The sequence below is a fragment of the Photorhabdus asymbiotica genome, from assembly GCF_003634575.1.
GTDB classification, from domain to species: domain Bacteria; phylum Pseudomonadota; class Gammaproteobacteria; order Enterobacterales; family Enterobacteriaceae; genus Photorhabdus; species Photorhabdus asymbiotica.
The window spans coordinates 593,437-617,020 of record NZ_RBLJ01000003.1 but is presented as its reverse complement, the minus strand read 5'-3'; the positions used below and the strand labels follow the sequence as shown (position 1 = coordinate 617,020).

18 protein-coding genes are annotated in these 23,584 nt (G+C 47.5%); 10 read left to right on the top strand and 8 right to left on the bottom strand.

Features of this window, described 5'->3' with window-relative positions; genetic code table 11:
* Positions 1-252 precede the first annotated feature (252 nt).
* A complete protein-coding gene (locus BDD30_RS14985; protein WP_012776624.1) occupies positions 253-906 on the bottom strand; it encodes a TetR/AcrR family transcriptional regulator in 654 nt (217 codons plus the stop codon).
* Positions 907-1,002: 96 nt separating this feature from the next.
* Here BDD30_RS14985 and BDD30_RS14980 point away from each other — a divergent pair, with 96 nt between their 5' ends.
* From BDD30_RS14980 to BDD30_RS14970, 3 genes are all read left to right on the top strand, one after another.
* On the top strand, positions 1,003-1,668 hold the full coding sequence (locus BDD30_RS14980; protein WP_012776625.1) for an O-methyltransferase: 666 nt from the start codon (positions 1,003-1,005) through the stop codon (positions 1,666-1,668).
* Between the two features lie 239 nt (positions 1,669-1,907).
* Positions 1,908-2,207, top strand: coding sequence for a helix-turn-helix domain-containing protein (locus BDD30_RS14975; RefSeq protein WP_041381499.1), 300 nt, complete (start codon positions 1,908-1,910; stop codon positions 2,205-2,207).
* Between the two features lie 3 nt (positions 2,208-2,210).
* Complete coding sequence (locus BDD30_RS14970) at positions 2,211-2,402, top strand: HipA N-terminal domain-containing protein (RefSeq protein ID WP_012776627.1); 192 nt, start codon at positions 2,211-2,213, stop codon at positions 2,400-2,402.
* 141 nt (positions 2,403-2,543) lie between these two features.
* Here BDD30_RS14970 and BDD30_RS14965 read toward each other — a convergent pair whose 3' ends face one another.
* From BDD30_RS14965 to BDD30_RS14935, 7 genes are all read right to left on the bottom strand, one after another.
* The gene (locus tag BDD30_RS14965; protein WP_012776628.1) at positions 2,544-3,353 is read right to left on the bottom strand and encodes a nucleotidyltransferase domain-containing protein; all 810 of its coding nucleotides are present in this window, start codon (positions 3,351-3,353) and stop codon (positions 2,544-2,546) included.
* A 4-nt stretch (positions 3,354-3,357) separates the two neighbouring features.
* Positions 3,358-4,584, bottom strand: a complete 1,227-nt coding sequence (locus BDD30_RS14960; RefSeq protein ID WP_012776629.1) for an RtcB family protein — start codon at positions 4,582-4,584, stop codon at positions 3,358-3,360.
* Positions 4,585-5,242: 658 nt separating this feature from the next.
* Positions 5,243-5,452 carry a hypothetical protein gene (locus BDD30_RS14955; RefSeq protein ID WP_012776630.1) on the bottom strand — a complete coding sequence of 70 codons (210 nt, stop codon included), beginning with the start codon at positions 5,450-5,452 and terminating at the stop codon, positions 5,243-5,245.
* A 305-nt stretch (positions 5,453-5,757) separates the two neighbouring features.
* On the bottom strand, positions 5,758-7,530 hold the full coding sequence (locus BDD30_RS14950; RefSeq protein WP_012776631.1) for an acetyl/propionyl/methylcrotonyl-CoA carboxylase subunit alpha: 1,773 nt from the start codon (positions 7,528-7,530) through the stop codon (positions 5,758-5,760).
* Positions 7,523-9,139 carry a 5-oxoprolinase subunit B/C family protein gene (locus BDD30_RS14945; protein ID WP_041381500.1) on the bottom strand — a complete coding sequence of 539 codons (1,617 nt, stop codon included), beginning with the start codon at positions 9,137-9,139 and terminating at the stop codon, positions 7,523-7,525. The genes BDD30_RS14950 and BDD30_RS14945 overlap by 8 nt, the downstream gene beginning before the upstream one ends.
* 71 nt (positions 9,140-9,210) lie before the next feature.
* Complete coding sequence (locus BDD30_RS14940; protein WP_012776633.1) at positions 9,211-9,981, bottom strand: LamB/YcsF family protein; 771 nt, start codon at positions 9,979-9,981, stop codon at positions 9,211-9,213.
* 11 nt (positions 9,982-9,992) lie between these two features.
* Entirely contained in the window at positions 9,993-11,228 is a 1,236-nt protein-coding gene (locus tag BDD30_RS14935; protein WP_041381501.1) for an NRAMP family divalent metal transporter, read from the bottom strand.
* Between the two features lie 546 nt (positions 11,229-11,774).
* Between BDD30_RS14935 and BDD30_RS14930 the strand changes: the two genes are divergently transcribed.
* The 7 genes from BDD30_RS14930 to BDD30_RS14900 all read left to right on the top strand — a co-directional run bounded on the left by BDD30_RS14930 (position 11,775) and on the right by BDD30_RS14900 (position 23,493).
* Positions 11,775-12,050, top strand: coding sequence for a hypothetical protein (locus BDD30_RS14930; protein ID WP_041381502.1), 276 nt, complete (start codon positions 11,775-11,777; stop codon positions 12,048-12,050).
* 20 nt (positions 12,051-12,070) lie between these two features.
* Positions 12,071-20,932, top strand: a complete 8,862-nt coding sequence (locus BDD30_RS14925) for a two-partner secretion domain-containing protein (RefSeq protein WP_012776636.1) — start codon at positions 12,071-12,073, stop codon at positions 20,930-20,932.
* Positions 20,933-20,946: 14 nt separating this feature from the next.
* Positions 20,947-21,174 (top strand): hypothetical protein, encoded by a 228-nt coding sequence (locus BDD30_RS14920; protein WP_041381503.1) that lies wholly within the window; start codon positions 20,947-20,949, stop codon positions 21,172-21,174.
* Between the two features lie 48 nt (positions 21,175-21,222).
* On the top strand, positions 21,223-22,038 hold the full coding sequence (locus BDD30_RS24275) for a hypothetical protein (RefSeq protein WP_012776638.1): 816 nt from the start codon (positions 21,223-21,225) through the stop codon (positions 22,036-22,038).
* Positions 22,035-22,541 carry an immunity 42 family protein gene (locus BDD30_RS14910; protein WP_012776639.1) on the top strand — a complete coding sequence of 169 codons (507 nt, stop codon included), beginning with the start codon at positions 22,035-22,037 and terminating at the stop codon, positions 22,539-22,541. The genes BDD30_RS24275 and BDD30_RS14910 overlap by 4 nt, the downstream gene beginning before the upstream one ends.
* A gap of 143 nt (positions 22,542-22,684) precedes the next feature.
* Positions 22,685-22,948 (top strand): hypothetical protein, encoded by a 264-nt coding sequence (locus tag BDD30_RS14905; protein ID WP_012776640.1) that lies wholly within the window; start codon positions 22,685-22,687, stop codon positions 22,946-22,948.
* A gap of 2 nt (positions 22,949-22,950) precedes the next feature.
* The gene (locus BDD30_RS14900; RefSeq protein ID WP_012776641.1) at positions 22,951-23,493 is read left to right on the top strand and encodes an immunity 42 family protein; all 543 of its coding nucleotides are present in this window, start codon (positions 22,951-22,953) and stop codon (positions 23,491-23,493) included.
* Positions 23,494-23,584 lie beyond the last annotated feature (91 nt).

The following is a 23,584-nucleotide window of genomic DNA, read 5'->3' as shown; positions in this document are numbered from 1 at the left end:
ACTACCGATAGCTGCCATTTTTAAACCTATCTTACATATAACGTGTAAATATTATGTTATTTTGTCACCTATATTTCCAGCAATAGGCCATATGAGCTGAGGGTATTGTTACAGCTATTTTAAATAGCATATTTATTAATGTGTTTTTTATTGTGTTTTATTGGCTTGATAATAATGTCTTATGGATATCTTAATAGATAAATTAGTATAGGTGAAGTGACGATGAAATTATCTCTTGGTGGAAATTAATTCTCACCTTAATTTATTATTAGAATCCTTGGATATATTATTTTCAATATAATAACACAACATATCACTTACAGCCTCAGCCCATTTATCTACTTCTTCAAGCGAATTTGTATGACTGGCAAGTCGTTCTCCTATTGATAACATCATTTCTAAAAATAACTTAGAGATAAAATATCGATGCTCATCGGCTATATTGGGAATAGTTTCATTAATGAATCTTAGTACAAGTAACATGGTCTCTTGTTCTTGCTGTGTTGTTTCATATGAATCACGAAAAAAAGGTGCTGCATCGGATAGTGCTGTGCGTAATACCGCTTCTTCACATTCTGTATGAAAAAATTTTTTTATTGCCAAACGTAGACGTTGCAGTGGTGGAATAGTGAAATCAAATAGAATATTGGCTAAGTCTTGCTGAGTTTGTTTCCATTCGTTTTCTTGCAGTGAAAAAAGAATAGCCTGCTTATTGGGGAAATATTGATATAACGATCCAATACTAACCCCCGCTTTTTCCGCTATTCGACTTGTCGTAAAACAATGGACTCCTTCCTGGAGTAAAATGCGAGTAGCGGCTTCCAGAATATTCGCAACTAAGTGCATAGAGCGTGTCTGTTTGGGAGCCTTTCTAACTGAAATAAAAGAGGAATTTTTCTTTTTCATAATTCTTTTCCTGATATGCGAATATTCAATATGAATAATTACTCGTATTCTATCACTCAATAGTTAGCGGAACTATTTATACATAGAGGAAATATGATGAATACATTAACTACTCATCCATTGAGCACAATATTAGAAAAACTTTTCTCCGAATCTGACAATTCTCAAGCCCGACTTTTTCAAACATTGGGTGCTCTACCCGAAACCGAGCAGCAAGCGTTGATGAAAGAAGCAGTTGGTGAAAACTATAAATTGTTTTATACCAGAGCTAAACATCATTATATGTCAATATCAAGGGATACAGGTAATTTATTGTATATACTTTGTCGAGCTAATAATTCCAAGTCGGTAATTGAATTTGGTACTTCATTTGGAATATCTACTCTACATTTGGCCGCAGCCGTTAAAGATAATGGTGGTGGCAAGGTAATTAGTACCGAGTTTGAACATGAAAAGGTGGTACAAGCACGTATAAATATGGAAAAGGCGGGTGTCGAGCATTTAGTTGAAATTCGGGAGGGAGATGCTATCGAGACACTAGGACGGAATTTACCAGAAGGAATTGATTTTATTCTATTAGACGGCGCAAAAAGTCTTTATCACCCTATTTTAATGATGTTAGAAGATCGTATGCACACGGGAACATTGATCGTGGCCGATAATGCAGATTGGGCACCAGAATATTGCCATTATGTTCGTATTAGTGATAATTATGTTTCTGTCCCCTTTGCTAAAGATATTGAATTATCTATCAGATTATAGTCTGAAGTATAAAGCACATCTGGTAAGGTGTGCTTTACCGATGCACCAGAATAATATTAGTTAAATAATATCATTATTTTGATATCTGTATGAGTTTATAGTGCCTTTTGCTTATTGTTGTGATCAAAATAGAATTTTATCTCTTAAAGAAGATAAGCTCTATATTATCCTTATAAGGGGATAAAATTGACTTATCCCTGATAAGGGATAATATATGAAAATCCGTTATGGGGGATAATATGAGTATCACATCTGCAAAAATGTTGGCGCATGCTCTGCGTAATGAGCGTAAAAAGCGCAAATTAAGCCAGGGTAAAGTTGCTGATAGCATTGGCATCAAACAGTCAACGGTTTCAGAGTTTGAGAATTACCCTGATGGAACCAGGCTTGAAACGTTGTTTAAATTGCTCGCAGCTCTGGATTTGGAACTCCAGGTAACTAAACGAGGAGCGTCATTGAATTCCTGGTCATCATCCTCTAATACAGCTCAAAACCAAGAAGGTTTGCATGATCAGCAGGGTTGGGATCAGGAGTGGTAGGTAATGAATAAACTCGTCGTTGCTCTTAATGGAACTATTGTCGGATTGTTAGAGAAATCTGCTGGTGGTGCGATGTTGTTTACTTACCATGAAAGCTGGTTATCCCGTCCGGGTGCACGTGCCATTTCTTTATCTCTCCCTTTACAGAAAGATTCGAGTGACAATAGAGATAGGTGTTATCGAATATTGAATTGAGAATTTAGCCAGTAACTTATTTTAGATTACTGGCTGTCGAGTCAACAATAGCGGAACACTCTGCTGTTACTGATTTTTTGTCAGCATTCAACTTTTGTCATTGGAATGCTATATCCCTTTACCGTTTTTTTCAGTTGTTTTTTAACATATACCTCCCGTGTTATTGCTGAATACTGTGTGCATCAGAAGTAAATCCAATTTGGTGTCTGAAAGGAGTCTTTCATCTTTTAGCCTGCACCGAGTCGATGAATGATCCAGCTCATGGCAAATAAATTTATGGATGTGCTTAAAACGTGGGCCGAAATCTGTTTCGTTGGCGTTGCGTTTGATAGTAAGCAGAGTTTGTATTTCCTGCATCAGATCTGCATCCTCGACAGTTGCGGCTAGCAAAGTATCGAATTTCATCGGAGGGGCTCCTTTACCTGCTTCTATCCAACGCACCGCCAGCAATGGTCGTAGTACGTAAAGATATTTTTTCAGCCGTATTTCCTTACCTTGCAGGTGACCCCGAAAGTTTTTCTTTGCCATAGATAGATAGTGATATCGTGCTCTATTGTTGGAAAAGTAGTCCGGCAGTAGGGTGCGTAGTGCTGTCATAAATTCCACGTCTTCGCGGTAAACTACTGGTGAATCTGCCCATTCCATCAATGTTGGATTAGCCCGTTTCAGTAGTCCCAGCGTTTTGCGCAGTTCCCAACCAGAGATATCCAGTTCGTCATTGATCGGTAATTCGATCACATCCCTCGGTGGATCAACGCGTAAATACCATGACGGGGCATGTACATAAATAAAACGTACATCGTAATCACTATTTGTTGAAGCAAATCCCCAGCCACGGCTACCGGATTCACAAGCATAAAGTATTCGTATTTGTTGCTCTGTTTCAAGTTGCGCCAACTTTTGGAGTATGTGTTGTTTCATAGTGTCACTGACACCACATTTTTCTTTCATGTTGTTATCCTTTTACGCAAACCACTTGACGCAGGGTGTGAACGATCTCTACCAGTGAAGACTGGGCGGCCATTACCGCTTCAATGTCTTTATAAGCCATTGGGATTTCGTCGATTACATCGCTATCCTTACGGCATTCCACGTGAGCCGTGGCACGTTTCTGATCCTCTATTGTGAAACGCTTTTTTGCTGCTGTGCGGCTTAATACCCGTCCTGCACCGTGACTGCATGAACAGAAACTCTCTTCATTCCCCAGGCCACGAACGATAAAGCTTTTGACGCCCATTGAACCTGGAATGATACCCATCACTCCTTTGTGTGCGGCTACGGCGCCTTTGCGTGTTACCAGTACGTTTTGACCAAAGTGCTGCTCCTGCTGCACGTAATTGTGGTGGCAGTTAACAGCTTCTGCCATGGCAGTGAAGGGTTTTGTAATCACAGTAGCCAGTGCTGTTAGCGTGTGTTTCATCATGACTTCACGATTATGGCGGGCGAAATTTTGTGCCCAACCGACAGCTTCCATATAATCTGCAAAATGGCGGCTACCTTCTTCAAAATAAGCTAAGTTACGGTCAGGCAGATTAGTGATGTGCTGTTTCATATCCTGCTGGGCTAGGGTAATAAATAGATTACCAATCGCATTGCCAACGCCACGCGAACCGCTGTGTAGCATGACCCATACCTGATCAGATTCATCCAGACACAGTTCGATAAAGTGGTTACCGGTACCTAGCGTACCTAAGTGCTGATAGTTGTTGGTTTTCAGTAGCTGCGGGTATTTATCGGTCAGGCGTTTAAACCCAGACTGTAACATGTTCCAATGGTGATCAACGGTTGCTGGTGGTTTCTGCCAAGAGCCTTTATCGTGACCAGAGCGGTTTACAGTACGACCATGTGGTACTGCGATTTCAATAGCACGGCGGATAGCATACAGATTGTCTGGTAAGTCACTGGCGTTTAATGAGGTACGTACTGCCATCATTCCACAACCGATATCCACCCCCACAGCTGCGGGAATAATCGCTCCACGTGTCGGGATTACGCTGCCAATAGTTGAACCTTTGCCAAGATGGACATCGGGCATTACTGCCAAGTGGCTGAATATAAATGGCATTTTTGCCGTGTTTAATAACTGTTCACGAGCCTCTGCCTCGACGGGTACGCCATGAGTCCACATTTTTACCGGTACACTGTTTGGCGCAGTGATCAACTCGTAATCATTTGTTTTCACGTCTCTCTCCTTGTTATTTACCCGCTACTATTACCATAATTTAGAGTGATTAGTATTTTTCCCTTTTTTAATCAACTCTTATGGGGTGATTTTCTCGTAGAAAATCAAAGAAAGAGTACAAAAAGCATTTTTTATCGCTGCAATATTATGGTATTTAATAAATATTGCAATTTTTTAGCATTGTTGTTTTATTGAATAATATTGAAATTGTGATATCAATCTATATAAAAATTATTGTGAAAATCACTGTAAATTTACGAATGATTTTTTGATTTAATGAGTGATTATAAAGTTAACAAATGATTTTTATACAATGGTATTATTGAAAGATTATGAGTCTATGTTATTAAATTAGATGGATAATGTTTTTTGGGTTATTTTTGAGTGAGTTAGAAGTTAATATTTCTCTAGATAATAAGCATTGTATTTTTGGAAATAATATTTTTATTGAATTAATGAAAATAGCATTTTCATTTAATGTGTTTGTTGAGAAAAATAAAGGTTCGTCATGTGTTTGTTAATTTTTTATTGGTTTTTTTATAGTTGTTACATATGTTGGTCGATTGATTTTAAATTGGAATAGATAGATTAAAAAATTTGATAAATAGTCTGATGGTTTTTTGGTTTGGAAAAATTTCTATTTCAATAAAATTTGGCATTACGCAATAAAGTGAACCGATGATAAAGTTGATTTTATTGATATGTGCGTAAAATCGGGGAGTTTCAGCCATTCTGAATTACAAGCTGAATGACAATCACCGATAACACCCAAGGTAGTCCCACTCCATAGGGCAGCAATAATACCTGTAGTAGAATATTCAAAGATTAAAATATCTGCGATACGTAAACCTAATAATTTTGCCCCCAATAAATATCCTGCTGGATTAGGTTTTCCTGATTTAACATCTTCAGAGGAAATAATTGTTTTTGGACAAGGTAACTCTGCGGTAACAAAAATTACCGCAGCTAAAGATAATACAATAACTGATAACTAACTAGAATATGAATTTGCTCTCATTGGGCGATGTCATAATTTCTGTTTTTCGTATGGCTATCCATAATACATTGTTTTCTCGTGATGCTTTATTTTTTAGGTCAATTTAATCCTTAATATCGGTATGAAGGTCAATACTTTTATTTTGTTAATTTCGATTTTATTTAATATTCTTAAATTTAATCCTCATTAATACTGGCCAACGCATTTCCTGCCTGTTGATAAGAACCTTTTTCTGCATGGATAATAATTTTCCCGGAACGATGTGCGGTCAGTTGTGTTTCCATCTTCATGGCTTCCATCACAGCAATGACATCACCTTGTTTAACTTCATCACCTTCCTGTACATACCAAGATTGTAAAATGCCGGATATTGGAGCAGGTATCTGATTAGATGCGGTGATTGTTTCTTCAGCTGCGCTATTGAGGTTTTTAGTCACCGAATTCTGTTCAGGATCGGATAATAAAAGTCCTCTCAATAATTCGGCTGGTAACCCCAATTGATGACGACGGCCATCAATTTCGATAAAAGTACGAGTTACTTTTTCTGGATAATGATTTTCCTGACGCGGAGATATTTTTACTTGGTTGATAAAGTCAGTTTCAATCCAACGTGTATGGACCTTGAATGTATCATCAGAAATAAAATCAGGATGCTGCATGACTGCTTGATGAAAAGGCAGTACTGAGGCGACGCCTTCAATGTTGAATTCCTGTAATGCGCGCTGCGCCCGGGCAATAGCTTGTTGACGAGTTTTTCCAGTGACTATCAACTTAGCCATCAGGGAATCAAAGGTGCTTGGGATTACGGAACCCGTTACAACACCAGAATCTAATCTTATTCCAGGACCAGAAGGCGGAGAAAATAGCGTCACTGTTCCTGGTGTGGGCAAAAATCCTTTACCGGTATCCTCTGCGTTAATACGAAATTCAAAAGAATGTCCTGAAGGAATTGGCGTTGTTGTCAATGATAAAGGTTTACCTTCGGCAATTCGAAATTGCTCGATCACGATGTCGATACCCGTTGTTTCTTCGGTGATAGGATGTTCAACTTGTAAACGAGTATTAACTTCCAGAAAGGAAATAGTCCCGTCCGCACTAAGCAAAAACTCCACTGTGCCCGCTCCGGTATAACGAGCTTCGGCACAAATATCCCGAGCTGCTTGATGGATACGCTGGCGCTGATTATCAGTCAGAAATGGGGCGGGTGCTTCTTCCACCAGCTTTTGATTGCGTCGTTGCAATGAGCAGTCACGTGTGCCAAGTACGATGACATTGCCATGCTTATCAGCCAGAATTTGTGCTTCAATGTGACGAGGTTTATCCAGAAACTGTTCAATGAAACACTCCCCACGGCCAAAGGCTACGGTTGCTTCACGAACGGCTGAATTATAGAGTTCTGTCACTTCATCCAGACGCCATGCTACTTTCAGGCCACGCCCTCCACCGCCATATGCCGCTTTGATTGCGATTGGTAGGCCATATTTTTCAGCAAATGTCAGGGCTTCCTCTGCGTTTTTCACCGGTTCTTCCGTACCTGAAACCAGTGGCGCCCCTACACGTTGGGCGATTTTACGCGCTTTAACTTTGTCACCCAGAGCATCAATTGTCTCGGGTTCAGGACCAATCCAGATTAACCCTGCATCAATAACTGCACGGGCAAATTCTGCCCGTTCGGACAGAAATCCATATCCCGGATGTACCATACTGGCACCTGAACGTTTAGCAATATCCAGTAGTCGAGGAATATTAAGATAAGTTTCAGCGGGGTTGTTTCCCCCTAAACCATAAGCTTCATCAGCCAGTTGTACGTGTTGTGCATTGATATCCGAATCGGCATAAATGGCAATGGATTGTAAGCCATAATCCCGGCAGGCACGGATGATCCGGACAGCAATTTCACCGCGGTTAGCGATCAGAATTTTCTTCATTGGGTTGTCCTTATTATTCATGAACAGTCAACGCTTCCTGTATTTCGTGAAATTCATTAATTGGATTGAAGCGGATATGGGCATTGATAGGAATTTGTCCAGCAAGATCAAGATGGTAACTGGCAACTGAACCAATGACGGGATAACCGCCGGTTAAGGGGTGATCTGCCAGAAACAGAACCGGTTGTCCACTGGCAGGAACCTGAATGGCTCCGACGGCCGTTCCTTCACTAGGTAACTCTTCATGGTTGATGCGTGATAATGGGGTGCCTCCGTTCAGGCGAATCCCAACCCGATTAGATTGTGGTGTTACTCGCCAGAGCTGATTTTGTAACAGAGATAGCGCTTCTTCCGTGAACCAGTCGGTTCGTGGTCCCAGAATAATATCCAGTGTGACGATATCGTCAGGAGCTGGCATATTAAAGGCTGGGCCTTCATCCATGGATACCGCAAAACTGCGTGTGACGGAAAGAATATTCAACAGATCGCCTGTAGCAACAGGTTTGGGGCCAATATGTGCCAGCGTGTCGTAAGATCGACTGGAAAGAATAGGTTGCTGCGCAAAACCTCCGCGTACTGCCAGATAAGAACGCACTCCCGCTTTGGGCGTTCCTAATGTCACTTTATCACCTTCGCTTAGATCAACAGGTTGATAGCTACCCGCTTGAAACTTCCGGCCAGATGCCGTTTGGATAACAATAGGACAATCAGCCCCAGTGACCGCGATAATAACGCAGCCATGGGAAATGAAGCTTAATCCACCTTCCACAATTTCCAGACATGCACTATCGGAAGGATTTCCGACGATACGATTTGCACTTCGCAGCGCTGTTTTATCCAGCGCACCCGCCGCAGCAATCCCTAAACCAGCCTGCCCGGAACGGCCCAAATCCTGAAAAAGCGTTTGTATCCCGGTTGATAAGATTGCCAGAGATGGGCGTTTATCAACTTGTGAAGAGATGACATCTATTGTGGGAGTAATCTGGCTTTCAGGCTTGGTAATGGTGACTGTTGTACCTTTGCTTTTATCTCTGAAACGTACCCGAAAGCCCGGTTGCAACAGGGCAGGGGGATTGCGAGAGAGATCCCACATGCGCTCTGGTGTAATGCCGATGATTTGCCACCCGCCAGGACTGGTCTGGGGATATATACCACTAAATTCTCCTGCTAGCCCTACCGATCCCGCTGGCAGGCGCGCCCGTGGGGTCATTCGGCGGGGAACATGCAAAACATTAGAATTTGCTACTAAATAAGCAAATCCGGGAGCGAAACCCGTAAAAGCCACAGTGTATTCATTTTCTGTATGCCGTTTAATGACTTCTTTAATGGTTATTCCGAGGATATCCGCCACTTCAGCCAGATCTTCGCCAGTGTAATACACCGGGATTTCAACCAGTTTGCCTGTTGTTCTATCGCGAGTATTCAGGTTGCGACGGTTGATTTCTCTGGCAAGTTGACTGTCGGCAATAATATTAGGACGAAACCGGATCAGCAGTGTTCTGGCTGCCGGGATAATTTCTTCTACTCCTGAAATTGGGCTGGAATTAAGTGAATCAAATAAAGCCAGTGTTTCATCCAGATTGCAAAGTTCAACAATAATAGCGTTCAAATTAACGGGTAGAAAACGCACGGAGTACTCCCGGAATGAAGCAGCATTGATAATGAGTATGTAAAACGGTGCATGATGCCATGACAACTACGTTACCCGTTTTGAATAAAAGACTGTATGGTGATTCCAGCTTGTTGCAGTGTCATTTTCACCTGACGGGCCATTTCCACCGCACCGGGGCTGTCACCGTGTACACAGATGGAGTCAGCCTGAATGCGTGTAAAGCTACCATCGATCGCTTCAACACCGCCCTCAGTCACCAATTGCAACATACGTTGAGCAACCACATTGGCATCATGCAGTACTGCGCCTTTTTCTCGCCGAGAAACTAACGTGCCTTGTGGAGTGTAAGCTCTGTCGGCAAAAGCTTCCGCAACAGTACGTAAACCTTTTTCCCTTGCCAGATCCAATATTTTTGCACCTGCTAACCCGACTAGTGTTAAGTTGTCATCCACTTCACGAATCGCGGTAATAACGGCAAGTGCCTGATACTCATCATTAGCAATGGTGTTGTACAGGGCGCCATGAGGTTTAACATAACTCACGGTAGTTCCGGCGGCGGCTGCCAGCCCTTTTAGAGCGCCGATCTGATAGATAACATCGGCAATCAGCTCATCGCTGGCAATATCCATATTACGGCGGCCAAATCCGACAAGATCGGGATAGGACACATGGGCACCAATAACGACCTGATTTTCATGGGCCGCTTTTAGGGTTTGAAGAATTCCGGCGGGATCACCTGCGTGAAATCCACACGCCACATTGGCACTGGTGACAATGCTCAGCATGGCATTATCGTCACCCATCTTCCATTGACCAAAGCTTTCACCAAGATCGCTATTTAAATCGATAGTTTTGATCATTGTTATCTTCCTCAAGCTGTTTTCAGAAACGAAAAGATAGGTTCTATGGACATAAAAGCCATGTACCAGGTTAGTGCGCAGGTAATTGCTCCCAGCCATAACAACCAACGCGGGTAGTGATAGCCCTGCATCAGGTCTGCTCGACACCAGCCGACATAAATAAAAATGGTTAGCCCGATAGGGAGGATCAGCCCATTAAAGCCACCGGCAAAAACCAACAGAGCAGCGGGAGGTGTCCCTAAAACAAGATAGACCAAGAGAGAGAGGGCGATAAATATGATGGTTGCAATATTGCGCTTACGTTCAGTGAATTTCTGACTAAATACCGTAATAAAGGAAATGGAAGTGTAAGAGGCACCGATCACACTGGTAATTGCTGCTGCCCAAAGGATCAAGCCAAAAATACGTAAACCAAATTGCCCGGCTGCGGCCTGAAATGCTTGTGATGCTGGATTTGCATCTTGGCTGGAAATGTCGATTACTACGCCGCTGGCGACTACGCCAAGAATGGCAAGGAACAGGATATAGCGCATCAGGCCAACCACGAGAATGCCGTTGGTTGCTGCACGGGAAATAGCCTGAATATTTTCAGTTCCGGCAATACCTTTATCCAATAAGCGGTGCGCCCCGGCATAGCAGACATAACCGCCAACTGTGCCACCAACAATTGTGGTGATAGTGGCAAAATTAATGTTGTCAGGTAAAACAGTTTGTCGTAATGCTTCGCCGAGCGGAGGGTTGGAAACATAAGCAACGAACAATGTCAGGATGATCATGGCAACGCCCAGAACGATAATAATGCGATCGATGGCAATACCTGCGCGTTGGGATGAGAAGATAAAAATAGCCATGATCGCGCTCAACAATCCACCCCACTTAGGCTCCAGACCAATTAAGGCATTTAGCCCCAAGCCGGAACCGGCAATATTGCCGATGTTAAAAACCAAACCACCAAATATCACCAAGAGCGCTAGCAGATAGCCGCTACCGGGTATTGCCGTGTTGGCAATATCTGCAGCCCGCATCCGAGTTAAGGTCACGATACGCCAGATGTTTTGCTGCACAAAAAAATCAATCACGATAGATGCCAGAATGCCAAACGCAAAGGAGGCGCCCATAGTTGCAGTGAATGTTGCTGTCTGAGTAATAAATCCGGGACCAATTGCTGACGTTGCCATCAGGAAAATGGCGGCGATTAATGATGAGCGTCGAACCTTCACAAAATTAATGGCTTTCTGTGTCGCCATAGATTGCACTCCTGCGTATGTGTCGTCGAGATAAGGGTTAATTGCAGAAACATGGTAACGATTTATTAATTCTATTTATGAAGACCCTCAATTGTAGAGAGTAATTTCTTCTACTTGACGGTTATCTCTCAACTTGCAATAACATCGCTTGCTCTGCACACACTTTGCTCAAAATAATCCACGGAATTAGATAACAAAATATGATGATTAATATCGACATAACTTAAACAATCATCTTTCAAGTAACTTGTTTCTGTAATTGCGTTAAAGTTGTGATATGTGTCACAAAATAAAACAAAAAAATGAAATTAATTTGAAATTATTACTATTGATTATTAAATAACTAATATTAATGTATTTTTTATATGATTTGTAACACAATAATAACCTGGGTCTATTTTTTGATTAAAATACAACCCCTTGTTTTTGCTGCTATCTTAACCCCATCCCTGCTTTTAGTTACCTGCGTGACAATAAACCTCAAACATTGATCGCTAAGTTAAATTTATGGTTAATACCGCTTCGTAATTGTGGAATAGAAAAGCAATGAAAAGCAGTATTTTGGTATTAGCGGTTTTTTATAGCACGGCTTCAGGCAGTCAGGCCGCTGACCTCTCAGATCAACAACGTATTCATCAACAGGCGCGTCAGCAAGCACTGGAGGCCCAATTAGCTCCATCGCCTGAAGCAGTTCGCCTGTCTGTACTGGAAAAAACCTCGCCCGCCGCCTTTCCGACGGCAGCACACGGCTTTCCCCTTGCCCGGGTCCCGCCATTCAGTACTGGCCGTATTCATTCAAATAACCCGGCTGCCCGTGTGTAGTCTGTGCGTGGAGACCCCCCATGAACAAACAGTTATATCGTCTTATCTTTAACCGATCCCGAAACAGGCTGATGGTGGTGGCGGAGATTGCCCGGGCCGGGCAAGGCAGCACCGCGCGCCGTCGCGGTCGGCCATCGGCTCAACGATTGTGTCGCCTTACCGCGTTCCAGTTCGGTTTATTGCTGGCCCTGGGCGGGATTTCACTCACCGCCCAGGCGGCGATTGTGGCCGATGGACAGGCACCGGGTCAGCAACAGCCGACGATTATCCCCAGTGCCAACGGCACGCCGCAGGTGAATATCCAGACCCCCAGCGCTGCCGGCGTGTCCCACAATACTTACCGCCAGTTTGATGTCGATAAACGCGGGGTTATCCTCAACAACAGCGCAAAGGCGACCGAGACCCAACTGGGCGGCATGGTCGCCGGCAATCCCTGGCTGGCTAAAGGGGAAGCCAAAGTGATCCTCAATGAAGTCAACAGCCGTGACCCCAGCCACCTCAATGGCTGGATTGAAGTCGCCGGACGCAAGGCTGAGGTGGTGATTGCCAATCCGTCCGGGATTACCTGTAATGGCTGTGGTTTTATCAATGCCCATCGCACCACCCTGACCACCGGTGAAGCCCTGATGGAGCGGGGGCATCTGACCGGTTTTGACGTGAATCAGGGCGAAGTGCGTATTGAGGGGCAAGGGATGGACAGCCGGCAGCAAAATTACACGGACATCATTGCCCGCGCCGTTGCCCTCAACGCCAAATTACACGCCCAGAACCTGAAAGTGACCACCGGGCGCAATCGCGTGGATGCCGCACACCAGACCATCACGAAAAAATCCGCCGCTGAAGATGAGGCCCACCCACTGTTCGCGCTGGACAGTACGGCACTCGGCGGGATGTATGCTCATAAGATTCTGCTGATAGGCACCGAAGCCGGTGTCGGGGTGCGGAATGCCGGCGATATCGGCGTGCCCGCGGGGGAAGTCTTCGTCACCGCCGATGGCCGGATTGAGAACCGGGGCACAATCAGCAGCCGGGATGCGCTGCAATTAACCAGTACCGCCGGGATAGATAATCAGGGCAAACTGCTGTCGCAATCGACGGTCACTTTGCAGGCTGGGGGCCCACTGCACAACCGGGGCCGGATTGAGGCGCGGGGGGATATCTCCGCCACCGCCCAGACGATACAGAGTGACCGCCACAGTGTCTGGGCCGCCGGACTGGATGATAACGGGAACACCACCCGCCCCGGCTCACTGACCCTGACCGCCCAGCAGGTTCAGGCTGGCGGGAAAAATCTGGCGACCCATACGCTGAATATTCACGGTCAACAGATTGACCTCAGCGGCAGTCAAACTGTAGCGGGCGACATTCAGCTGACGGCCAGTCAACCGGGCATCAGCACGGCACACGCCAGCGTTAACGCAGACCGTTTTACTGCCCATACCCCGGGCCAGTTTAATAATAACGGAGGGCAATTAACAGCGCGGGAAATCCATTTAACCACGCCCGATATCGCGAACCAGCAAGGAAAAATGACCCAGACCGGTCCCGGTGAACTGACCCTCCACACCCGGACCCTGAATAACCGGGGTGGCACCCTGTTTAATGCCGGGTCACGGCTGACGATCACCACCGACCAGCTCGATAACCGTCAGGGCAACCTCGTCAATCAGGGGGATAACTTCCACCTGACCGCGCAAACCGCAGACAACACTCAGGGGCAAGTGCAACTGGCCGGCAACGGTCAGCTGTCCCTGACAGCCCAACACTGGCTGGGCCATCAGGGCAAACTGCTGACCAACGGCACGCTGGCTATTCAGGCCGGTGACCTGCAACTGAATCAGGCCGAGACCCGCGCTCATCGCATTACTCTCAACGCCGATACGCTGAATCATCAGCAGGGTGTGATGCAACAATCGGGCACCGATACCCTGGCCCTGACGGTCAACACGCTGAATAATCAGGGCGGCAAGATTGCCGGTAACGGAAACCTGAATGTTGAGGCAACCACAGTCGATAATCGCCATGGCAACATCGTGGCGGCTGAAAACGGCTCGTTGACATTGACGGTTAACGACACGCTGGATAACCAGAATGGCCGACTGGAAGCCGGTAACGATATCCAACTCACCGCGACCCAACTGGATAATCGCCGGGGAACCCTGGCGGCCTCTGGGGGCAGTGCCACGCTGACTATCGGGCAACAGATTCAGAACACCCACGGCCATATCGAAGCCAAAACCCGACTCACTACGACCAGTCAGGCTTTGGATAACACCCAGGGGACATTACTGGCGCAACACATCACCAGCCAGACGACCGGGCACCGCTTCACCAATACCGCCGGACAAGTGATCGCGCAAGATACCCTGACCTTACACAGTGGTGAGCTGGAAAACACCGCCGGACTATTACAGTCCGGGGGCGACATGACGGTGAAAACTCACGGTCACTGGCTCGCCAACACCGCCACGACGGACCAAAAAGGCGGCCAGTTATTGAGCGGCGGACACTTAACGCTGCATACCGGCGATATCGACAACACCGGCGGGATCATCGCCGCAGACGGCCACACTACCCTGAGCAGCACCGCGCTTAACAATACCCGGGGACAGATAGCCGGCAATGGCGGACTGGACATTCACAGTCAGCAACTGACCAACCGTCAGGGCACCTTACAATCCGCCGATGCGCTGAATCTCGATACCGATGGACAGGGACTGGATAACCAGCAGGGCCGTATTCTCGGCGATGGCATCACCACCGTCACCAGCGGCCCGCTGGACAATCGCCACGGTCATCTGCAAGGCGGACAGTTGGTTATTGACACCCGACAGGCGCAGACAGATAACCGGGACGGCAAATTGTTGTCGGCAGGTACGTTCAACCTGAAAACCCAGCAGCTCGACAATCGTCATGGGCAGGTGCAGGCGGTGGGCGACACCGTATTGAATGTTAAAACCCAAACCGATAACACCGGCGGCCTGATTCGTGGCGGTGCGCAATTGACCTTGAGCACCGCTCACCTGATTAATCGCGACACGGCGCAGACGGATAAAGGACTGGAAGCCCAAAACCTAACGGTTAGCACCCAACAGGCGGACAACAGTCAGGGCACTTTACGGGCAGCCGACCACCTGCAAGCGAATATCAGCCAGACCTTGAATAATACTCAGGGGCTGGTCTCCGCAGGCAAACAGCTCACTATCAACCGCGAGGCTCAGCAACCGCCTCTGAGGATTAACAACCCACAAGGCACCTTGATTGCCGGGAAACAGGTCGATATTCAGGCTAATACGCTCAGCGGTGACGGCCAACTGTTATCGCAGGGCGATATGGCGGTGACCTTAACCGAGGATTTTCACCATACCGGCAACACGGCGGCCAATGGCAATCTGACCCTGAAAACCACCGGCAATCTCCTCAATGACCGCCCGATAAAAGCCGGTCAGGCGCTGCATCTTGGGGCGCAAAATCTTACTAACAGCGCCACCGGTGAAATCAGCGCCGAACAAACGCAAATCAAGGTCCACGATACGCTGACCAATACCGGACTGATTGACGGCAACCTGACCCATCTTACAGCTCACACGTTGACCAACACCGGCACCGGACGGATTTACGGGGACCATCTCGCCCTCCAGACGGGGACGCTCAATAACACCGCGCACGCCGGCAACGCGGCGGTGATTGCCGCCCGTGACCGGCTGGCTATCGGCACTGACACCCTGAACAACCAGCATCATGCGCAAATTTACAGTGTGGGCGAGACGCATATCGGCGGCCAGCTGGATAACACCTTATCCGCCACCGGTCAGGCGCGTGAACTCACTAACCACGCCGCCACCCTCGAAGCCGGCGGTAATCTGACGATTGATGCGAACCAGCTCCACAACACCAACGCCGGGCTGGTGACTCAGGTCGCCGAAACCGAACACGCCCGGCATCACGATGCGGCGCTCAGCGGCCAGACTGCCCGCTATGACTGGGCGCAGGTAGACACCGCCCGGCGGGACAAATACGGCGTGCATACCGCCCGGATGCCGGACGGCAGCCGCAGCGATAACTTCTATGAGTATCAGTACACCCGTACCGTGACGGAAACGCAGGTCAAACACAGCGACCCGGGTAAAATTCTGGCCGGCGGCCATCTCACCCTTAACAGTGCAAACGTGACTAACCACGACAGCCAAATTATTGCCGGTGGCGCGCTGACGGGCACGATTGGCGAACTGCACAATCTCGCCACGCAGGGCGAACGTATCACCACCGAGACCGGCAGCCAGACCCACTGGTACGCCAAGAAAAAACGGAACAAACTCGGCATCGGCGGCACCAAAACTTCGCAGGGAAAAAGTCGCAGTGGTTATAACCCTGCGCCGGTGGTAGAAACGATTGACCTGAAAACGCTGGCCTGGCAGGACCATGCCCGTCCACAGAACACCGATATCACGATTACGGACCGACAGACCGGCCAAATTCACGCGGCTCCCACGGCGGTGAAACCGGTGAGCGGGATAAACGACCAGCCGCGGGTCTTGCCACCTGGTCAACCGTTTGAACTGAGTTTGCCCCCGGAAACGGTGAAAGGGCAACCCATCGACCCGGTGATACGTGTCGTGACCCCCAATACCCGCCTGCCGGATAACAGCCTGTATACGGTGCAACCGGCCAGTGACAGCCACTATCTGGTCGAGACCGACCCGAAATTTACCCAGTATAAACAGTGGCTGGGCTCGGATTATATGCGGCAACAGTTAACGCACGACCCGGCGCTGGTGCACAAACGCCTGGGCGATGGGTTCTATGAACAGCGACTGGTGCGGGAGCAGATTACCCAGCTGACCGGCCAGCGCTACCTGCCCGGTTACCATAACGATGAAGCGCAGTTTAAGGCGCTGATGGATGCCGGAGTGGCTTTCGGTAAGGAACAACAACTCACCCCCGGCATTGCCCTGAGTCCGGCCCAGATGGCGCTGCTGACCGCCGACATTATCTGGCTGACCAACCAGACGGTGACTCTGCCGGACGGCAGCACGCAGGTGGTGACGGTGCCCCAGGTTTACGCCCGGGTGAGACCCGGCGACCTGAGCGGAGACGGCGCTTTACTGGCCGGTAATACCGTGGCGCTCAACAGTCAGGGCGATATCACCAACAGCGGCACGATTAGCGGGCGTGACGTTACCCAATTGACGGCCAACAACCTGACCAACAGCGGCTTTATTCGCGGCGGTAAAGTGGATGTGACGGCCCAACAGACGCTCACCAACCGGGGCGGCCAGATTCAGGGAGATGACCGGGTAACGTTGAAAGGTCGCGATATCACCAGTGCATCAACTGTGCGCGGGGATGAGACTAACCGCGGGTTGGACCGTCCGGCGGGGATTTATGTGCAGAACGACCAGGGCACCCTGTCGCTCAATGCGATAAACAACGTTCAGATAACCGCCAGTGAGGTAAAAAATACCGGAAAAGCCAGCCACACCGAGATAACCGCCGGCCATAACCTGACGCTGGACACCCTAAGCACGCACCGTACAGAACAGGGCGACTGGGGGAAAGATAACTATCGCCATCTGACCCAACAACAGGATATCGGCAGCCAGATAACCGGCGCCGGTGAGGTGACCCTGCAAGCCGGGCAGGATTTGACCGCTACCGCCGCCCACGTCAATGCCGGTCAACAATTGACGGCGCAGGCCGGAAATAACCTGACATTGACAACCGGTACCGCCTCATCCGACTTAGTGGAGCACAGTAAGCAAACCAGCAAAGGCTGGCTGTCAACCTCGTCCGTGGAAACCCACGACGAAGTGCATGACCGGCAGGCGCTCAGTACCACCTTCAGCGGCGATAAAGTGACTTTACAGGCCGGTAAAGACCTGCATATCCGCGGCAGCAATGTGGCGGGCACACAGGATGTCCGCCTGAACGCCGGTCATCAGCTGACCGTCACCACCGCCGCAGAATCTCACGGTGAAACCCATTTGCGGCAGGAGAAAAAATCGGGCTTGATGGGCACGGGCGGTATTGGTTTCACATTAGGCCAGGCCAGCCAGAAAGTCACCACGGACAGCGACAGCCAGCGGAATAAAGGCAGCACCGTGGGCAGCAGCCAGGGCCATGTCACCCTCAATGCCGGTACCCAGCTCAACCTTCACGGCAGTGACCTGGTGGCCAGCAAGGACATCACCCTGACCGGCCAGAACGTGAATATCACCAGTGCGGCAAACCATCACACTACCCTGACCAAAACCGAACAGAAACAAAGTGGCCTAACGGTGGCGCTGAGTGGCACGGCAGGCGGCGCCCTCAACAGTGCGGTGCAGACGGCCCGGGCCGCGCAGCAAACCGAAGACCCGCGCCTCAAAGCCCTGCAACACACTCAGGCCGCCCTCAGTGGGGTACAGGCGACACAGGCTGCCCGGCTGGCCGAAGCCCAGGGCAGTGATAAAGGCAATAACACCCTGGCCGGGGTGAGCCTGTCCTACGGTCGTCAGTCTTCCCGTTCAGAACAGCAGCACCAGCAGACTACCCAACAGGGCAGCCACCTGACCGCCGGGGATAACCTCACGATAACGGCGCACGGTGACGATAAAGGGGCATCCGGTCCGAACGGCGATATCCGCATTCAGGGCAGCCAGTTACAGGCGGGCAAAGACCTACAACTCAATGCCAGTCGGGATATTGCGCTCTCGTCCAGCCAGAACACCGAACAGACCACCGGCAAGAGCCGCAGTCACGGCAGCGCAATGGGCATGGGCGTCACCGCCGGCCCGGGCGGCACTGGCTTTTCGGTGTCGGCCAATGTCAGTCGGGGCAACGGCCATGAAACCGGTCACGGTGTCAGCCACAATAACACCACCTTAGCGGCGGGACAGGCCGTCACCTTAAACAGTGGCCGGGATACCACCCTGCAAGGGGCTCAGGTCAGCGGCGAACAGATGACCGCCGAGGTAAAACGCCATCTGACACTCAGCAGCGAGCAGGACAGCCAGCGCTATGACAGCCAGCAACACAACGCCCGGGCCGGGGTCAGTACGACAGTGGGGCCACAGCCGGACGGTACCCTGAGCCTCAATGCCAGCCGCAGCAAACTGCACAGCAATTACGATTCGGTGCAGGAGCAGACCGGGCTGTTTGCCGGTAAAGGCGGCTATCAGGTTAATGTGGGGGACCACACCCAACTGGACGGGGCCGTGATAGCGAGTCAGGCCGACAACGCGAAAAACACCCTCAACACCGGGACACTGGGCTTTAAAGATATTCAAAATAAAGCAGACTTTAGCGTTGAGCAGCAAAGTGCCGGCGTCAGCCTTGGTCAGCCAACCACCGGTCAGGTGCTGAATAATCTGGCGGTCAATGCGCTGACCGGCTCAAATAATCAGGGCCATGACCGCAGTACCACGCACGCAGCGGTCAGTGACGGCACCCTGATTATTCGGGATAAGGACCACCAGACGCAGGATATCGCGAACTTAAGCCGTGATACCGATAATGCGGCCAATGTCCTGAGGCCGATATTTGATAAGGAGAAAGCGCAACAACGGCTGAAACAGGCGCAACTGATGGGCGAACTCAGCGCCCAGATGACCGAGATAGCCGGCACGGAAGGGAAAATTATCGCCACTAAGGCGGCGAAAGCGAAACTCAATCATATCAGTGAACAGGATAAAGCCGATGCCAGAGAAAAGTTGATCAACGCAGGTAATAAAGCCCCCTCGCCAGCGGATATCAATAAGCAAGTTTATGACACCGCTTACACGCAGGCGTTGAATGACTCCGGTTTTGGCACCGGTGGCCCATACCAGAAAGCCTTACAGGCGGCCACGGCAGCGATTCAGGGACTGGCCGGAAATAATCTGGGGCAAGCACTGGCCGGCGGTGCTTCGCCTTATTTGGCGGGCGTGATAAAAGAGCTGACCACCGACCCGCAAACCCATCAGGTGGATATCGCCACCAACACGCTGGCCCATGCGATTTTAGGGGCGGTAGCAGCGGAAGTCAGTGGTAACAACGCGTTGGCGGGAGCAGCCGGGGCCGCGTCGGGCGAACTGGCGGCTCAGGTGCTGATAAAGCAGCTTTACGGCGACGCGGCTAAAGTCAGCGAGTTAACGGAGGAGCAGAAACAGACCATCAGTACCCTCTCCACCCTGGCAGCGGGACTGGCCGGCGGCATTGCCGGTGATTCTACGGCTAGTGTGCTCACTGGGGCGCAGGCTGGGAAGAACGCAACTGACAATAATGCTCTAGCTGTACCCATGCCACCGCCACCGATAGCGAGTTCAAACACGGGTGAAGCCGTGAACGAAGCCAATCAGACGATAGCTTCAGCTTTGGACAAAAAGTTAAAGGAGATAGGAGAAACGCTAGATAAAGCTACAGAGTGTTCATTTGGACGGGTATGTTCTTCAGATTATGTGGATGGTGAAAATCAACCAAATGTAGGGAAGAGCCTGACGAATGAAGAAAAGACAAAGTATGGAGGAGTCGGTTCTGGATCACCAGATGGTTGGGAGCCGCGAGATGAGGAAAATGCACGTAATAATAGTGCGCTTCCATCTAAGGACAATCTTAATCAAGCTGCTTCAGCCCCTAACCGTAATGGCTTGACGGATGCTGGACGTGCATTACAAAAGCACGGAGGAAGGGAAGGTTCTGTGTATTCATATTCTAGCCAGAAAGCATCTGTCTTAAATCAGGAAGCTCAAACTATAGTTAGTGAAATACTAAGTAATCCAAATACCAAAATAGAATCTAGGATTGTTTTTGAAAATAAACAGAGGATTACTGTAGTTGAAGCAACTGCTCCTGATGGACGTGCGTTGCGATTTAATGCTGATGGTACAAGATTGATTGGATTCCGTGAGCCATCCAGTAAATGATAGAGAGGAAAAATATGTTGGAATATAGTGTAGGTAGTTCTGCTGACCGAGATGATCTTTATGCTGAACTATCTTTCAATAGGGTCCAGTGGGGGGAAATATCATTATCTGAGGACAAAAAATCAGTGAATATTATTATTTATCCTGATAATAATATTTTAGAGTTCAGATATGATGAATTTCTGCACATTGTAGAAAAGGCAAAAGCTCACCTGCTTAGTTTGGAACCATTATCTGAGTGACCAAAATCCCAGCCACTGAGCTGGGATTTTTTCCTCTGTTAGCTTGTTGTGGACAATAATCACTTAAGCGTTGACCAGAATCGCTCAAGGAGCGAGGAACTGGTCAATTGTCAGGGAGATAGTAGTTGTCGTACGACAGTCAGGGATAAATATCGGCAGGAATATGATCAGGTTCAGGCGCGGATAGCAACTTGTTCAGGGGCTGACCAGTGCGTTGCGGTTGCCAAAGAATTGCGGGCATTACAGGGTGATTACAGTGCCCGGATGAGTGAAATTCAGGAAAAAGCCAGAATGCAGGGACTGGATTCCCTCACGCCAGCAGAAGTGCGGGAATGGGCTGATTTACGGGGTGCGATGTCGAATATTGACGCCTCCCGGAATTTGGTGCTCCATCGTGCCCAAGTCACCGGCGGCTCAGAAGAAACTACCCAGGAAATCGTGAAGATTATGGGGCAGACGGGAATTGCTGCGTCTGCGGGAGTGGCCGGAGGGATCGGTAAGGCTGGAACGAAAGGGGTAAAAGGAGGTGCTATACCAGTACCTAATCCAGTGACAGCGAATAATGGGTTAGTTTATAAATCAAACCCTAAGCATACTTTGGGAGGAGATGGAAATAGACTAAGTGCTGGTATTGAACCGCAAAATTCTTTCAATTTATTTGAAAAATCAATACCAACAAAAGATCCTAAAGTTAGATTAGCGATAGACGAAAAAGGCAATATTCATAGATTTTTTAATGAGAGGAAAGATGGTTCAGGTTCATTCCATTGGAGTGGGAGCACTGGTGATGGTAAAAATGCTCTTGGCCATAATGAGCTTCGGAAATTTAATAGTGAAATAAAGCAACTAGGAGGTAAAAAATGATTTATGGACTTCCTGATGAATTTGCGGTTACTTATGAAGTTTGTGAATCATCAGAAGATGAATATTGGCAATATGGAATATTTAATTTTGTCATAGATGACGTGATTGTTCCTGCCATCGGTTCAAACTACACACTTCATATGGTGATAAACCATCTGAAAGACAGCTTGATGGAATTTCCATTATGCAAGAAAATTGATACGTCATTGTTGAGTAAGAATAAAGAAATTATGGAGTTTATTGCTCATTCACATCATATCCTTTTGGATACAGATGATGATGATGGTCTAGAGTTTCCAGAGATGGAACAACAAGGAATAGATTTAACTCCTGTAGAATTTACAGATGTTGGATTCTATATTTTTTACTATATTACAAGTAATAGTGAGGATGAGTTTATTATTTATACCTGTGATAGAGGATTAACTGTAGAGATAAAGCGTTTGAAGAAAAATACAGTCAAAAATGTTATAGAACAACTACCAAGATTTAAAAACATCTAATACAGATAAATCCCGGTTTTAACAAGCCGGGATAGTACTTAATCCAGTTAATAATACACGGGAGTTAAATAGCTCAATGTTCAGTCCTTTCAGACACGGCTAAAACTCCAAGATGTTCTGTGCAATGATTACTGAGTATTTTCATGAATGGAAATCTCCGTAATGCAGGAATAGAACCAAAAGACTCATTGAAACTTTTTGAAAACTCAATTCCAAGTTCCAAGAATTATGGTAATAAAGAAGTTAGATTCGCTAAGGATGAAAAAGGTAATATTCATCGGTTCGACGGGACCAATGGGGAATATCACTGGAATGGAAGTACTGGTGATGTAAAAAATCCATTGAATAAAAATGACATTCCTAATGAAGTCAAAAAACAACTTGGTTTGTCTGGAAAATGGAGATAAAAATGATTTTTGGTGATCCATATCGTTTTGCAGTGTTAATACAACATCTTCCAGAATGGAGTGATGATACTTATAAAAATGGACTTTTCCATTTTTGTATTGATGGTTATTTCTTCCCTGAGGAAATAAGGACATCTACCCTTTGGGTAGATGTCCTTTCGTTGAAAGACAATACTAATGCTTTATTTTCTTTTCAGGAAAATAAAGTGTTGTTTGAAAAAGGAACTAAAGATGCTTTTAGTTTTATGTTAGGAATGATTTCTCCAGAGTTGATAGGACAAGATGAGCCTGAAAATTTTGAGCAATCTTACCAATATCAAGCGTCAACAGAAAATATTAATGATGCTGGTTTTATTGTTTTTGCTGTTTCTCATGATGATATGGTTAGGATACTCGGCGCTAAGTATAGTGAATTAAAACAAGACGAACATGGGAATGGTTTTTGGGAAACGATCGCTAATCCTGATATCAGAGAGGCTATTCTTTATAAGAGTGAAGTTAATGAAATAATTTCAAAAGTATTTGAATATTATTCAACCATTTAATTCGCAGCCTTTTAACAGTATCAAAGCAAAATAGCTTATCAGGCTCAAAAATCGCGTCGGGGCATTATGATACCGGGTATTAAACCACACA

What these genes read in the sequence shown, in the direction of transcription:
- BDD30_RS14985 (WP_012776624.1), bottom strand. Translation starts at nt 906, where the DNA reads ATGAAAAAGAAAAATTCCTCTTTTATTTCAGTTAGAAAGGCTCCCAAA.
- BDD30_RS14980 (WP_012776625.1), top strand. Translation starts at nt 1,003, where the DNA reads ATGAATACATTAACTACTCATCCATTGAGCACAATATTAGAAAAACTT.
- BDD30_RS14975 (WP_041381499.1), top strand. Translation starts at nt 1,908, where the DNA reads ATGAGTATCACATCTGCAAAAATGTTGGCGCATGCTCTGCGTAATGAG.
- BDD30_RS14970 (WP_012776627.1), top strand. Translation starts at nt 2,211, where the DNA reads ATGAATAAACTCGTCGTTGCTCTTAATGGAACTATTGTCGGATTGTTA.
- BDD30_RS14965 (WP_012776628.1), bottom strand. Translation starts at nt 3,353, where the DNA reads ATGAAAGAAAAATGTGGTGTCAGTGACACTATGAAACAACACATACTC.
- BDD30_RS14950 (WP_012776631.1), bottom strand. Translation starts at nt 7,530, where the DNA reads ATGAATAATAAGGACAACCCAATGAAGAAAATTCTGATCGCTAACCGC.
- BDD30_RS14940 (WP_012776633.1), bottom strand. Translation starts at nt 9,981, where the DNA reads ATGATCAAAACTATCGATTTAAATAGCGATCTTGGTGAAAGCTTTGGT.
- BDD30_RS14935 (WP_041381501.1), bottom strand. Translation starts at nt 11,228, where the DNA reads ATGGCGACACAGAAAGCCATTAATTTTGTGAAGGTTCGACGCTCATCA.
- BDD30_RS14930 (WP_041381502.1), top strand. Translation starts at nt 11,775, where the DNA reads ATGAAAAGCAGTATTTTGGTATTAGCGGTTTTTTATAGCACGGCTTCA.
- BDD30_RS14925 (WP_012776636.1), top strand. Translation starts at nt 12,071, where the DNA reads ATGAACAAACAGTTATATCGTCTTATCTTTAACCGATCCCGAAACAGG.
- BDD30_RS14920 (WP_041381503.1), top strand. Translation starts at nt 20,947, where the DNA reads ATGTTGGAATATAGTGTAGGTAGTTCTGCTGACCGAGATGATCTTTAT.
- BDD30_RS14910 (WP_012776639.1), top strand. Translation starts at nt 22,035, where the DNA reads ATGATTTATGGACTTCCTGATGAATTTGCGGTTACTTATGAAGTTTGT.
- BDD30_RS14905 (WP_012776640.1), top strand. Translation starts at nt 22,685, where the DNA reads ATGAATGGAAATCTCCGTAATGCAGGAATAGAACCAAAAGACTCATTG.
- BDD30_RS14900 (WP_012776641.1), top strand. Translation starts at nt 22,951, where the DNA reads ATGATTTTTGGTGATCCATATCGTTTTGCAGTGTTAATACAACATCTT.